Origin of the sequence: Novosphingobium sp. 18050 (genome assembly GCF_902706195.1) — a bacterium.
In the GTDB taxonomy this organism is placed as follows: Bacteria; Pseudomonadota; Alphaproteobacteria; order Sphingomonadales; family Sphingomonadaceae; genus Novosphingobium.
Map to the genome: position 1 here is coordinate 1 of NZ_CACSJO010000055.1, position 12,494 is coordinate 12,494.

Here is a 12,494-nt window from a genome sequence, read left to right on the forward strand (position 1 = left end):
ACACTGAGTAAGTCCATGTCGATCACTCCACGACCCTCCGACTGGCAGCCGGAGGCGAGGGAAACATGGGTCAATTCTCAATGGTAATTTATACGCCCCCCGGGTCACATCTCAGTGGCAATCAACAGGTTGGAGTTTCGTAGCGGGTAAGAGCCCGTTTGGAAATACGCGAAAGAGCGCAGTTTTTAGGCGGCACTGGCGTACTCCTTCAATTTCAAACCTGAGCGTGAACATGGAGACCCCAACCTAATTCACGGGACAAGTGTGTCTCCACAGAGGCGGAATTTTTGCTAAGGCTGTATTATTCCGGGATGGAAGAGGAAGCGTTGAGCCTGTGCCGAAAACTGGGAAGACAACCGAAGACGGTGGCAATCACTCGCCACAATCAAGAGTTCGGCAGAGTGACCCGCGATCACTACGCTCCCAAGAGGCACTCAGGCAGTCCCTTCTTCGGTTGATAGATATTCGTGCCCTCGACAAGATCACCTTGCGGGACATCGCGGCTGAGGCAGGTGTGAGCTATCCCACGCTCTTCAATCAATATGACAACAAGGAAGATTTGTTCCAGGATATCGCCCGAAAAGAAATACGGGAACTGCTCACCAAAGGATTTCAAAAGGGGCTTGGAACGACTGAGTGGCGACCGGGTGAAGGCATCTGTGGGTATATCAACGAACGGCGCACGCTCTGGCGAACATTGCTTACTGCCGGTGCCAGTGAAGCGATGCGATCTGAATTCATTCGGATCGGGCGTGACATGGCGACCGGACGCTCCAGCCTTGGTCATGGCTTCCCGATTGACGTCGTCTCGGGGGTCATCGCCAGCGGGATATTCGAGATCATTTCCTGGTGGCTTGGCCAAGATGCCGATCACACCACAGAATTGACCGCCGAAATGTTGGAGACGCTGGTTATTGAGCCTGCGCTGGGCCTTCGCCCCGGCTATTTTAAACAGCAAAAAGTCGCCATCGAGGTTGAGACCTAGGTCGCGGTTCCTGATGTGAAACCGCAGGATTCCCGTCTCAAAGAGGCGCCTTGACTCAGAACATGGATCACATATTTTACTTCATATAAAATAGATTCGCAGGGTAACTGTCACACGGCAGGAGGTGATCTGCGAGGGTGAGGAAGCATGTCGATGAGCAACATTTCTGAAAACCTGAAGATCGCGCTTGGTAACGCGGATGGATATGACGGCGCGCCTCGCATGAACCGACAGAGCGAGTTGGATCTGGCGGGAAAAATCGTCATCATCACGGGTGCCAGCAGGGGCGTCGGTAAACAAGCAGCATTGGACTTCGCGCGACGTGGCGCAAATGTCGTCTTGGCGGCTCGAACAGTCGTGCAGGATTCGTCTGTACCAGGGACTATCGGCGAAACGCTTGAACAGATCGAGAAGGCGGGCGGGCAAGCGATTGCGGTGGCTACGGATCTGGCGCTTGAGACAGATTTGGCAGCGCTAGTCGATGCCGCCGTCGCTCGCTTCGGTGGTGTCGATATTCTCGTCAACAACGCTGCGGCGACACAGGGCGAGATTTGGGGAAAGCCGTTTCTTCAATTGACGAGGGAAGAATGGCTCTATCAGTTCGCGGTCAATGTCCATGCCCCTTTCACCCTGACCCAGTTGGTTGTTCCGATCATGGAGAAGCGCGGTGGGGGCAGGATCATCAACCTCTCAACCGGCAGCGGAGAGGTCTTTCGCATGCCCGAGGAACCAGTTAAACTCGGCGCGATCGGTGGGTTTAGTCTGGCAGTGCCGGGCTATTATGCCAGCAAGCGTGCCTTGGATCGCTTCGGCAACTGCATGGCACCGGAACTTCATGCAAAAAATATTGCGATCATCGGCTTGCATCCCGGGCTTGTTGCCACTGAACTTGTCGCGATACGCGTCAAGGAGAAAGGCCTGGACGACAGTGTCGCGGTCCCGATGGCCGTACCGGCGCGGATGATCGTCTACTTCGCAGCGTGCGAGAACCCCAGCGAATATACCGGCCGGCTGTTCTGGGCAGAGCGGGAGATGGCAGATATGAAAATCTCTTTTTAGCGGTCGAAATTCATGGCACCAGCCTCGTGACCTGCCCCCCGTCAGTCCGTCGATCATAACGACAGTCTAGCGGTTGAATATTCCGGCACGCTCGCCTGCACAAGCGCGTCGGGCGTATACTGCACAAACGTCCGATGCGCTTGTGCAGGCGTTCGGTTCCCAGCGACGAGTGGGGGCGAACATTGTTGTAGTCGTAGCGCCAGATGGCCAGCTTGCGGCGGGCATCGGCCAGGCTTTCGAACAGTTCCTCGTTGAGCAGCTCATCGCGCAGGGATCCGTTGAAGGACCCGATGAAGCCGTTCTGTTGGGGCTTTCCGGGATCGATGTAATGCCACTCGATCTCGTTCTTGCCGGCCCATTCCAGGATCGCCGGACTGCGCTGACCATGCAAGCCAGCTTGCCATGCAGGCGCACCAGCGTGTCCAACTCCCCCGCCATCCGGTCGTGAACGCCGGACATCTGCTCGCAGCCGTCGACCATAACCATCGAATAGGCCTCGCGCCATTCATCGGTCGGTCGCCAAATCCCCGCGACGACGAAGACCTCTTCCCCCGGCAGCGAGTATCAGGTGCAAGTGTTGCGCCGATCCTCGCCCTCAGGCTCGCACCATTGCGTCACCGGGATCAGGCAGCGCCGATTGCGGAAGCTGTCCCGCCAGATAGCATAGCGCCGTAGGTTGTCGTCGCGGGCATTGTTGACGGTGAGGGCTTGAGTGGCTTGCCGGTCTTCTTGCTCACGGCGCGGCGCGGGAGGCCCCAAGACGTTGCCGGCAGGGTACCGCCTTCGATGACCAGGCTGGGATAGCCGGGCCACACCTCGGCCGCGAAGTTCGCGCCGGGGGTGAAGGCGTTGCCGAACAGCTTGGCGACCTCAGCGTCCTTGGCGTTCATGCGGTAGAGGTTGCACATGCAGCATCATGTGCTGTCGACGATCGCGCTGTCAAACGGACTCGCCTTGGCATTATGTTCCGTTTATGTTCTAAATTATGACGGTGATTCGGAGCCCGTAATGAAATGGTCGGAAGGAGGCTTCATGGTCCCGACCGACATCTTCGAGGCTGCGGTCCTGCATTACTCGGTGATGGCGGTTTGCGCCTGCCAGCATAGCGCCAGGTTCGAAACCAAAACGCTGTGGTGGCACTTCAAGCGCCGCAGCTGGGATGATCGCCTTAGCCCTGCGAAGCAGCGGTTTTGGTGCAGGGTCTGCCGGTCGAAATTGCGCAGGAAGGTGCGGCCTGAGAGGCTTGAGTTTGTGGCCTGGGCGAAAGGTGATTTCGAACTGGCGTGGCCCGACGAACCGACATGGAAGGAAGCGGTGAGGCGGGTGCGATGATGGAGAGAACGATGGACAAGAACGTAGTCGATGACCTTCGCCGCGAAGTTGGCCACATCGCTAGCGGCGGAGGGGCATGGCAGGACATTACCAAGCCGATGGACCACCTTGCCTTCACCCCGGCGCCAACGGATGTGCGGCTGCGCGAAACCGGCAGGACGAAGGAGCCTGCCGAAGCGATCCCATTCGGCCGCTGGGTGCTGCAGCAGATCGGCAGGTGCGGGTTCATCGGCGAATTGGCCAAGGCCGCGAAGGCCGGCCGCGCATTCCCGAAGGACGGTGCCTCGGAGGCAGTGCGCAAGCGGATCAGCGAGCAGGGCGCCGATCCCGATATGCATGAGGCATTGGACGACGCTGAGTTGGACTGGTCTGCCCTATGATTGCGCTTGCAACTCCAGGGCGGAACGATAATGGGCGCTCCCCGTCCGCATGGCCGCACTTGATGCGCTAGAAAAGGCACCTCTATGACCGCTCCCATAAGTGATGACGCGCTGATCGCGCTGGCTCAACACCGATTCGAGCAGGCCGATAGAGAAGGTGCGGCTCCTGAATCGTGCCGGCAGGCCCTCGACATATTCCCGGCCGTTCTCCAGCGCCTGCGCGAGAAGGTTGCGATCACCCGCGATCTCACCGCTCCAGATCCCGTGGCGATAGACGCGCCTAAGGGGTGGCAGAAGCAGGCCTCAAGTGCGGCGCGGACCGCCGTTGATGGCCAGCTGCAGCTCTCTCTCCTGCACCTGTGAGGGCGGGGAGTCCTGTTATCCGGCAGGATTGGATTAGGCGAGCGCACGCAGTTCGCCGCTATGGATGGCAGTCTCGGCCGCTGTAGCGCGGGAAGACCCGCCTACCTCTTCCGAGCTGCGTCCCGTCGCCGTACGCGCTTTTCGTAATCGGCGGTTCATGCTCGGAGGCAAAAAGACCCCGGATGCAGATCATTCCTCAAGCAATCCGTTGCGCGCTCGGCAAGCATGAACCTGATCGAAATAAGGTTGATTGGGACGGCGTGCATTATGTCGGAAAGTGCCAAGGCTGCGGCACAGAAGTCTATCGAATGGCACATAAGCGCTGGCGCACGATCGGACACACATGAGCTGGACTATCGGCGAAATAAGTCCGGATGTTGCAGTAAGTTAATTGGGAGCCTAAAGGTCGGCATCCCATAAAACCCGTCCATAAAAAACGGAGGGGCGCTATGTTTCGGAAATCGACCTTGGTCCCTTACATCACCGACGAAATGATCATCGGCGCGATGGAAAGCTACCCTTTCGCCGGATGGCCGAAGGATGAAGCCGAGATGGCGGCTCTTTTCAATTTTCTGCTGAGAGACCTGCTTTTGGACAGGGGGCCCACCCCATCGCTATCAGCGGTAGCCTGACTGCGACGCGCAGCCGGCGGGGCGTTGACGGGGTTTCCGATCGCGGCGCCCACTGTAAGTATGGCGGGTTGAGGCGACACGATGCCCCCTGTCTTGCGCGCCGCAGCATAACCGGCCGTCGCATTCCGTGATGGTGCATTCCACCCTCTACGGACCCCGGATTGGCGTGAAGCCTTAAGTGCTTGAAAACGGCTCCGCTGTCCCGTCTGGCGACATTAGGGGTAGTGGAAGCGGTGGCCGTATCTCGGTCACCGCTTTCTCATTCGGCCTTCCATTGCCGAGCCTTCGCATCATTCTCGCTGCCCATCGCCCCGTACCGCAACGGGCACCCGAAGGATGATCTAAATAGCTTACCCCTAGGCGGCTACGTAGCCCATTCGCGCCTTGAATTATCCGATTGGATATAGTGATAAAACCTACTTGAAAAGATAGCATATTGCTTGTGACTTGCGGCTTGGAAACCGGCCATCACGACCTTGGCCCGAATTCGCGCAAGTTAGCAAACGTGACACCATTGCGTAAAAAAGGACGATCACTTAATGATGGTCCGCTACGGCGGGCTTTTCACAGGACCTGTGGATTGGTTGCGCCGCCGTAGCACCAGCCCGCCCGCAAATTGACAGCCAAGATACGCCGTCGGGTGCTTATATTGCCGTGACGCGTTTTGAAGTTTTGCGCCGACTGTGGCACCCGTTGAGGTGCCGTGGTGAACCTCATCGCGGGCCATCCTCGATATTTGTGGATGGCGAACTCCATAGGAGGGCATAATGAAGTTCAAAAACGTACTGCTTTCGCTGACCGCAAGCGCGATGCTGGTGGCTCCCGTTGCCGCTCAGGCGGGCACTGCTGCCTCGGCTTCGGTTGGCAAGATCGCCAACGTTTCGGGCCTCGGTCAGCGCGCATCGACGGGCGTCAAGGCCAAGCAGAAGGCTGAAGGAGGCACTCTCCTCCTGGCCGGCCTTGGCGCTGCTGCCGTTGTTGGTGCTGTCGTGATCATCGCGGATAACGGCGACAACAAGTCGAACGGATCGTAATTTTACGAACCGTTTACGGCTCTGATCCGGTTTCACTGATCTGAAGACGGGCCTGACAGTCGGGAAAGACCGGCAACCTACTACCCACACGTCACCGCCATGCCAGCGCGCTCGTAGAAGCGGCATAGGCGCATACCGGCGGCGCGGATTCGCTCACCCCAAGTCTCAATGCTGGCGCTGTAGGGCGTCCACGTTGGACACATCGAGTAACTGCCGATATGTAAATCCCCGCATTGAGGGGGCATCACAATGTTTTCAGACGAACTTACTAAGATCGTTTCGACGACTACGAGCAAAATAAAGCGCCGGTTGGCGTGGTTGCCTCGATCGGTGCCAGCTACAGCATGGGTTAATCTTGCCAGTAACTGCGCTTCCTATGCGTTGCGACGCGGGCGCGCAGGCAAGCTGCCTTCGATGGTCAAGATCGACGTTTCGCCTCTATGCGCCTTGGCATGTCCAACATGCCTCCACGCAGACCCTGCGGGCAGAAATCGCCCCCTGCTCGACGCGCAGAATTTTTCCTCTTTAGACCGGATCGACATAGCCAAGTTCGCTGAGATTATTGAGGAATTGAAGGGCCGAGCGCTAGCCGTATCGCTTTCCTATTACGGGGACCCGTTGATGCACCCCGCAATTTCGGAATTGTCGCGAATTGCTGCCAACACAGGGGTCGCGGTCCATATTACGACCCACTTCAGTTACAACTGGTCAGACGCGAAAATCCAAGCATTGGTGGAGAGCGGGCTGTCGCACCTTACCGTGGCCCTGGATGGGGCGACGCAGGATGTCTACGAGGTCACACGCATCAACGGCCGTGTCGATTTCGTCATCAATAACCTCAGGCGAGTAATAGAAATCCGCAACCGATTGGGGCGATCGATTCCCAAGGTCGAAGTGCAGCATATCCGGCACCCCCATCATGACAAAACGGAACGCGAGCGCGTCAGAGCGATTGCGGACGATGCTGGTGTGGATCACTTCATCACCTTCAAGGGCGTACGGTACGACCGAGATGGCGACCTCTACAATGTCGTCGATTCGGACGCTGGCGGCGCTCGGTCTGGCACAGCGCTCAAGTCATCTGCACTACCGCGATGCCATTGGCCCTTTAGTTCGACGGTCATCAAGGTGACCGGTGACGTCATTCCGTGCTGCATGTGGCGAGAGGGGCAGCAGTACATCGATAATGGGGATACACGCTCACTCGGCAACGTGTTCGATCAGCCGCTATCGGAGATATGGAATAGCCCATCATATCAAGCGCTGCGGAAGGAGGTCTCAAATCCCTCCCGCCACGGAAAGATCGGTTCGTTCTGCGAGGGGTGTTCCTACCTTTATGAATCCACGCCGAGGGTCGGCGAATTCAATGAACACGGGGAATTGGTTGAGGCATGGACGGCGCAATAATGAGCCCCCATGCCCCATTTGGCAGCGGGCATTTCATTATTGAAATCTGGCCTCCGCATCATTTTTCCGAATAGCGTCAACCTTGGCCGCGCACTAGTTGAACGCCTTGATGTAGATGCCGGGGCTCTCGATGACCGGCGCAATCGTCTCCTGCGGCGCGTCCTGCACCGTGCATCGCGACATCAGCCCGGCCGGCATGCCCTCGTAGGAAGGGAGGGTGCCGAGGCGATCTCACTTTTGTTGTTCGAGCAGGCGGCACAGGTCAGCAGGCAGGCGCTTAGCTATGAGTTCGCGAACTTCCGCATTGCTTGTCTCCGGTTCCTTGAGCTGCACGGCCGCAGCAGTGTTCTGCCCCTCGATTAGGGCGAGTTTGTCATCCAGCAGCAGGACATTGCGTTGCTCCAGGTTGCGCAGGCGGTTTTGCTCGGCTGCGTGAGCAACCCAGCCCTTGTTCGTGGCAAGTAGGCCATCGATCTGGACTCCTTCGCCGCAATCGGGTCATTCTGGCGCTGGATGTGCAGGTAGCCGATGATGGTAGCGCCGATGCCGCAAACGGCCAGCACGCCCACCATGGCGAACAGTTCGGACTTGAACGGTGCGGTCGGATTGAGCAGCCACTTCACGACCGGTGCTCCTCTTGAGCTTTCGCCGCCGCTATCCGCTTGTCGGTGTTGGCGCGCAATTTGACCCCCAGCTTTTCGTAGGCGATGCGTTTCAGCATCCTGATAGTGACGTTCGCCCCCAGCCATCCGGACAGACCGACGATCGGACCGGTCCATAGGGGGGGCGAGGCCCGTCGCAAGGCACAGCAGCATAACGAGGAAGCCGACGAAGCCGGACGAGACAGCCTCGGTGGTCGCCCGCAGCCAGTTCAGTTCGTTGCCCTTGTCGTGTTCGCGTATGGCGTAGCTTAGCAGGCCCCCGACTGCCGCTAGCAGGGTGTAGCCGGCGGCGCTCAGCCAGTCGGAAAGCGAGAAGTGTTCCATTATGCCCCCGGTTTGCTCAGATTTGGCCTCGGTAGAGCTTGGCCTCATCGGCGCGGCGGTTATCAGCCCCTGCATCACCTTGCCTGCAGCTATGTACCACACAGCGAACTGTGCGGCCGCGCCTGCGATGTCGCCTACGAAGTGCTTCTTCAGCAGCGTGGACTTCAGGAAGTTGGACACCCCGACCGGGGCATCATCCCATCAACCATGCGGCCCGGCCGAAGAAGCTCTACAAGGCCGACCGATCGGGCAAGCTGGTTGCCCGAACACATCGAGACGTTGCGCAAGGTCGCGCCGCCGGATACGGTCATGGCAATGGCCTTGGCGCTCTGGACGGGTCAGCGGCAAGCGGACGTGCTGCTGATGCCATGGGAAGCGTACGAAGAGGGGCGCCTGCGGTTCCGCCAGGGCAAGCGCTGGCGGCTGGTCAACATGCCCGTATTCTCCGAACTGCGTGAGGTGCTCGACGCCGCGCCGCGAATTGCCGCCACGATCCTGACCACCGGCAAGGGTAATCCGTGGACGGTCAAGCCCCGCGCAACCTACTTCATGCATGAGTGGCGCGCAGCGACCGTCGCGGCTGGTCTGGATGGGCTCCACTTCCACGACATCCGGGGCACCACCTGCACAATGCTGGCCGATGCCGGAGCCACCCCGTCAGAGATCGCGGCCATGCTTGGCTGGACGACGAAGACAGTTATGGAAATGCTGGAGAGGTACCAGGCGATGACCGCAACGCAGTCAGATTCGGTGGTCGCAAAGCTGGAAGCACACCGCCGAGACGGTGCAGAACGAGGTGCAGAACGTGACCGATAGCCCGACGATTGACACCCTGCGACTCAGCAGGAATGCTTGGCTGGGGCGGCAGGATTCGAACCTGCGAATGCCGGTACCAAAAACCGGTGCCTTACCACTTGGCGACGCCCCAACGGATCGGCAGCGCTTGGCGCGGCCTCTCGGGAAGAGGCGCGCTTAGCGACTTATCCCGGCGCTGAAAAGGCCTTTCGACCCTACTTTTTCAGCGCCGGGCCGGATTTTCCTCAGGCGTTCAAGATCACGTCGATATCGGCGGCACTGTGGCGCTCGGGGACGAGGCCGTCGCCCTTGCGGTTGACGATGCGGCCGCGCCGTACCGGCTCGCGGGCGCCCAGTTCCTCGCCCCAGCGCATCAGGTTTCTGAAGCTGGCCACGTCGAGGAAGGTCGCGGCATCGCCGTAGGCATCGCCGCGGATGAAGCCGCCGAACCAGCCGTAGGCGGCAATATCGGCGATCGTGTATTCATCACCGGCGAGGTAGCGCGTTTCGGCCAGCCGCTTGTCGGCTACGTCCATGATGCGCTTGGCCTCCATGGCAAAGCGGTTGATCGGATATTCGTACTTTTCCGGCGCGTAAGCGTAGAAATGGCCGAATCCGCCGCCGAGCATCGGCGCCGAGCCCATCTGCCACATCAGCCATGACATGCATTCGCTGCGCTCGGGGCCGCTGGTGGGGAGAAAGGCACCGAACTTCTCGGCCAGGTGGAACAGGATGGAACCCGATTCGAATACGCGCACCGGGGTTTCGCCAGAACAGTCGAGCAGGGCGGGGATCTTGGAGTTCGGGTTGACCGAGACGAAGCCGGACGAGAACTGGTCGCCTTCGCCGATGTCGATGAGCCAGGCGTCGTACTCTGCGCCCGTGTGGCCTGCAGCGATCAGCTCCTCGAGCATGATCGTCACCTTCTGGCCATTGGGCGTGCCCAGCGAATAGAGCTGCATCGGATGGTTTCCGCGCGGCAGTTCCTTGTCGTGGGTGGCGCCGGAGACCGGGCGGTTGATATTGGCGAACTGGCCGCCGTTGGCCTTGTCCCAGGTCCAGACTTTGGGCGGGGTGTAAGTGAGGTCGGCCATATGGGGAGGCTCCTGAGGGAGGGAATTGCCGCCATCAGGTAGGTTCGCCGATTGCCGCCGACAAGGTCGGTTTCGATGACCAGGCCATCTAGCATGGCGTCGCCCGGACCTTATCCGGAGCGACGCCGCACATTGGCTTCAGCCGATCTTGCGAATCCAGCCGTGGGTATCGGGTGCTTCGCCGCGCTGGATTGCGACGAGGCGGTTCTTGAGCTTGCCGGTCAGCTGGCCGGGGCCGCCGCTGCCGATGGTGAATTCGCCGTCCGTGCCGGAAACCTTGCCGACCGCCGTGACGACCGCCGCAGTACCGCAGGCGAAAGTTTCGACCAGCTTGCCCGAGGTCGCGTCAGCGCGCCACTGGTCGAGGCTGTAGCGCCCTTCCTGAACCGTGAGGCCTTCTTCGCGCGCCAGCGTCAGCAGGCTGTCGCGGGTGATGCCGGGCAGGATCGTGCCGGTCAGTTCGGGGGTGAGCAGGGTGCCGTCGTCGAACACGAAGTAGAGGTTCATGCCGCCCAGTTCCTCGATCCACTTATGCTCGGCGGCATCGAGGAAGACGACTTGATCGTGGCCGCGTGCAATTGCTTCTGCCTGGGGAACCAGGCTGGCGGCGTAGTTGCCGCCGCACTTGGCTGCGCCCGTGCCGCCGGGAGCCGCGCGGGTGTAGTCCGAAACCCAGATCGACACGGCCGGGGCGCCCGACTTGAAGTAGTTGCCGGCGGGGCTGGCGATGACGATGAACTTGTACTGCTTGGCCGGGCGCACGCCGAGGAAGGCCTCGGTGGCGATCATGAACGGGCGCAGGTAGAGCGAGCTGCCTTCGCCTTCCGGAATCCACGCGCTGTCCAGAGCGACGAGCTTTTCGATGGCTTCGACGAACAGGGCCTCGGGCAGTTGGGGCATGGCAAGACGTTCAGCCGAACGGTTGAAACGCGCCGCGTTCGCCTCAGGGCGGAACAACGAGATTGAGCCGTCGGCCTGCTTGTATGCTTTCAGGCCTTCGAAGATTTCCTGGGCGTAGTGCAGCACGGCTGCGGCAGGATCGAGCGCGATCGGCTGACGCGGGCCGATTACCGCGTCATGCCAACCCTGGCCTTCGGTCCACTCGATTACCACCATGTGGTCGGTGAAATTGGTGCCGAAGCCCGGGTTTGCCAGCACGGTGCCGCGCGCTTCGGCGCTGGTCGGGGCAGGGTGGGCAAGAGTGGTGAAAGACAGGCCGGTATCGGCGAGACTCGCCATCGAACGAATTTCCTCTAGCTGAAACTGAGGTTGCGCCGTTGAACGAAAATTTCGCAGATCGCAACCCGAAAGCAACATTGCTTCTCACGAGAGGAGTATTAGCACGAAGCTTCGGGGAGGCAAATTGGGGAGAGATGGCGCGTTCTTCCACGCAGCGGAGAGGAACGCCCAAAATGAGAAGGGCCGCACCGGAAATCCGGTACGGCCCTTCGCATGGTCAGCGGCCGGGAAGTGCCGCCAGCGAAGCCTTTATCGCTATGTCAGGAATTAGCGATAATGCCTCGCGACGGGAATTGCCGACCTCTCTGCTGAACCATGAGACATCGGATCACCTCCTTTCGCGCTGTTGAGCCAGTTGCCGCACTTAAGCGGCGAGGACTTCGGTCACTCTCAGGCGCGTTTCCCGAGGCCCGTCGTCCTGGGAAATTTGTGGCCGATTCCGCATCGCACAACAAGTCTTGCAATGATTTTTTTTGCGGTCATTATCGACGCTTCGGGCCGGTTTTCCCCAGCATTGCGGCGACTTTCAAGAGCGCTTCTGGGGGCTCATGGATGCGGCCGAAAACCCACTCAAATTGGCGTCCGGCGTGCTCTAGAAAGCACGAAAGGGCTTTCCGCCCGGCAGTAGCGGGCGCGCCCGGCGCTATTTCGAAAATGGTGGTGTCAGAGGAGCGGCCTTGAGGCTGCCGGCAGTCTCGAATTGGGTCCGGGACTGCCTGGGCGGACCTCAGCGGCAGTCTTCGATAACCCGTGCCACTTCGGCCCAACTGGGTATGTAGAGCGTGCTTTCTCCGGGGGCTGAGATGGCGAAGCGGCCGCGGCTGAAAGCCATCGCGTCGAGTACCTTGTCGCGGGCCGGCAGCGCGATCTCGATTCCGGTAGAGGTGCTGCGTCCAGTGAAGGCGCGGCTGCCATCGGAGGTGGTGACCGTCATCGAGACCGGCGTGCTGCGCGGCGCGGTGGCACGGACGAGGGTGATCGTGCCCGCCTGTGGCGCACAGCGTAGCGTGAATACTCCGCCGAAGCTGGCGGCCGATCCACTGGCATTGGCGCCGTAGCTCCAGTCTCCGGGCGTGATCGGCGTGTCGCGCCAGTCCGAGGCTGTCTCTTATACACATCTCCGAGCCCACGAGACAAGAGGCAATCTCGTATGCCGTCTTCTGCTTGAAAAAAAAAAAACACCATACG

General features: G+C 59.9%; 14 protein-coding genes, 1 tRNA gene and 1 pseudogene. 8 read left to right on the forward strand and 8 right to left on the reverse strand.

Annotated elements, in window-relative coordinates; all coding sequences use genetic code 11:
• Positions 1-454: 454 nt before the first annotated feature.
• Together GVL61_RS24000 and GVL61_RS24005 are read left to right on the forward strand one after the other, a co-directional pair.
• Positions 455-985 (forward strand): TetR/AcrR family transcriptional regulator, encoded by a 531-nt coding sequence (locus GVL61_RS24000; protein ID WP_159983730.1) that lies wholly within the window; start codon positions 455-457, stop codon positions 983-985.
• A gap of 153 nt (positions 986-1,138) precedes the next feature.
• The gene (locus GVL61_RS24005) at positions 1,139-2,044 is read left to right on the forward strand and encodes an SDR family NAD(P)-dependent oxidoreductase (protein WP_235037888.1); all 906 of its coding nucleotides are present in this window, start codon (positions 1,139-1,141) and stop codon (positions 2,042-2,044) included.
• A 137-nt stretch (positions 2,045-2,181) separates the two neighbouring features.
• Here the strand turns inward: GVL61_RS24005 and GVL61_RS24860 are convergent.
• From GVL61_RS24860 to GVL61_RS25195, 3 genes and pseudogenes are all read right to left on the reverse strand, one after another.
• Positions 2,182-2,503 (reverse strand): annotated as a pseudogene (locus tag GVL61_RS24860) (transposase); the annotation flags it as partial.
• Between the two features lie 105 nt (positions 2,504-2,608).
• A complete protein-coding gene (locus GVL61_RS25540; RefSeq protein ID WP_368667151.1) occupies positions 2,609-2,704 on the reverse strand; it encodes a hypothetical protein in 96 nt (31 codons plus the stop codon).
• A complete protein-coding gene (locus GVL61_RS25195) occupies positions 2,668-2,952 on the reverse strand; it encodes a hypothetical protein (protein ID WP_235037889.1) in 285 nt (94 codons plus the stop codon). Before GVL61_RS25195 ends, GVL61_RS25540 begins: the two co-directional genes overlap by 37 nt.
• 124 nt (positions 2,953-3,076) lie before the next feature.
• Here GVL61_RS25195 and GVL61_RS24015 point away from each other — a divergent pair, with 124 nt between their 5' ends.
• The 5 genes from GVL61_RS24015 (at position 3,077) to GVL61_RS24035 (ending at position 7,192) form a co-directional block, all read left to right on the forward strand.
• Positions 3,077-3,376: a hypothetical protein gene (locus GVL61_RS24015; RefSeq protein ID WP_159983732.1), complete on the forward strand. Its 300-nt coding sequence runs from the start codon at positions 3,077-3,079 to the stop codon at positions 3,374-3,376.
• Positions 3,377-3,387: 11 nt separating this feature from the next.
• The gene (locus tag GVL61_RS24020; RefSeq protein ID WP_235037890.1) at positions 3,388-3,756 is read left to right on the forward strand and encodes a hypothetical protein; all 369 of its coding nucleotides are present in this window, start codon (positions 3,388-3,390) and stop codon (positions 3,754-3,756) included.
• A gap of 84 nt (positions 3,757-3,840) precedes the next feature.
• Positions 3,841-4,119 carry a hypothetical protein gene (locus GVL61_RS24025; protein WP_159983734.1) on the forward strand — a complete coding sequence of 93 codons (279 nt, stop codon included), beginning with the start codon at positions 3,841-3,843 and terminating at the stop codon, positions 4,117-4,119.
• Positions 4,120-5,518: 1,399 nt separating this feature from the next.
• Positions 5,519-5,785 (forward strand): hypothetical protein, encoded by a 267-nt coding sequence (locus GVL61_RS24030; RefSeq protein ID WP_159983736.1) that lies wholly within the window; start codon positions 5,519-5,521, stop codon positions 5,783-5,785.
• 414 nt (positions 5,786-6,199) lie between these two features.
• Positions 6,200-7,192: a radical SAM/SPASM domain-containing protein gene (locus GVL61_RS24035; RefSeq protein ID WP_159983738.1), complete on the forward strand. Its 993-nt coding sequence runs from the start codon at positions 6,200-6,202 to the stop codon at positions 7,190-7,192.
• Positions 7,193-7,551: 359 nt separating this feature from the next.
• On the opposite strand, the gene GVL61_RS24040 is transcribed toward GVL61_RS24035, so the two are convergent.
• On the reverse strand, positions 7,552-8,358 hold the full coding sequence (locus GVL61_RS24040; RefSeq protein ID WP_159983740.1) for a phage holin family protein: 807 nt from the start codon (positions 8,356-8,358) through the stop codon (positions 7,552-7,554).
• 78 nt (positions 8,359-8,436) lie between these two features.
• Here GVL61_RS24040 and GVL61_RS24045 point away from each other — a divergent pair, with 78 nt between their 5' ends.
• The gene (locus GVL61_RS24045; protein ID WP_159983742.1) at positions 8,437-8,994 is read left to right on the forward strand and encodes a tyrosine-type recombinase/integrase; all 558 of its coding nucleotides are present in this window, start codon (positions 8,437-8,439) and stop codon (positions 8,992-8,994) included.
• Between the two features lie 37 nt (positions 8,995-9,031).
• Here GVL61_RS24045 and GVL61_RS24050 read toward each other — a convergent pair.
• From GVL61_RS24050 to GVL61_RS24065, 4 genes are all read right to left on the reverse strand, one after another.
• Positions 9,032-9,106, reverse strand: a tRNA-Gln gene (locus GVL61_RS24050).
• Between the two features lie 112 nt (positions 9,107-9,218).
• A complete protein-coding gene (yghU, locus tag GVL61_RS24055) occupies positions 9,219-10,067 on the reverse strand; it encodes a glutathione-dependent disulfide-bond oxidoreductase (RefSeq protein ID WP_159983744.1) in 849 nt (282 codons plus the stop codon).
• Positions 10,068-10,205: 138 nt separating this feature from the next.
• The gene (locus tag GVL61_RS24060) at positions 10,206-11,306 is read right to left on the reverse strand and encodes a branched-chain amino acid aminotransferase (protein WP_159983746.1); all 1,101 of its coding nucleotides are present in this window, start codon (positions 11,304-11,306) and stop codon (positions 10,206-10,208) included.
• 727 nt (positions 11,307-12,033) lie between these two features.
• Entirely contained in the window at positions 12,034-12,240 is a 207-nt protein-coding gene (locus GVL61_RS24065) for a hypothetical protein (protein ID WP_159983748.1), read from the reverse strand.
• Between the last annotated feature and the right edge of the window lie 254 nt (positions 12,241-12,494).

What these genes read in the sequence shown, in the direction of transcription:
- GVL61_RS24005 (WP_235037888.1), top strand. Translation starts at nt 1,139, where the DNA reads ATGAGCAACATTTCTGAAAACCTGAAGATCGCGCTTGGTAACGCGGAT.
- GVL61_RS25195 (WP_235037889.1), bottom strand. Translation starts at nt 2,952, where the DNA reads ATGTGCAACCTCTACCGCATGAACGCCAAGGACGCTGAGGTCGCCAAG.
- GVL61_RS24015 (WP_159983732.1), top strand. Translation starts at nt 3,077, where the DNA reads ATGGTCCCGACCGACATCTTCGAGGCTGCGGTCCTGCATTACTCGGTG.
- GVL61_RS24020 (WP_235037890.1), top strand. Translation starts at nt 3,388, where the DNA reads ATGGACAAGAACGTAGTCGATGACCTTCGCCGCGAAGTTGGCCACATC.
- GVL61_RS24025 (WP_159983734.1), top strand. Translation starts at nt 3,841, where the DNA reads ATGACCGCTCCCATAAGTGATGACGCGCTGATCGCGCTGGCTCAACAC.
- GVL61_RS24030 (WP_159983736.1), top strand. Translation starts at nt 5,519, where the DNA reads ATGAAGTTCAAAAACGTACTGCTTTCGCTGACCGCAAGCGCGATGCTG.
- GVL61_RS24035 (WP_159983738.1), top strand. Translation starts at nt 6,200, where the DNA reads ATGGTCAAGATCGACGTTTCGCCTCTATGCGCCTTGGCATGTCCAACA.
- yghU (WP_159983744.1), bottom strand. Translation starts at nt 10,067, where the DNA reads ATGGCCGACCTCACTTACACCCCGCCCAAAGTCTGGACCTGGGACAAG.
- GVL61_RS24060 (WP_159983746.1), bottom strand. Translation starts at nt 11,306, where the DNA reads ATGGCGAGTCTCGCCGATACCGGCCTGTCTTTCACCACTCTTGCCCAC.
- GVL61_RS24065 (WP_159983748.1), bottom strand. Translation starts at nt 12,240, where the DNA reads ATGACGGTCACCACCTCCGATGGCAGCCGCGCCTTCACTGGACGCAGC.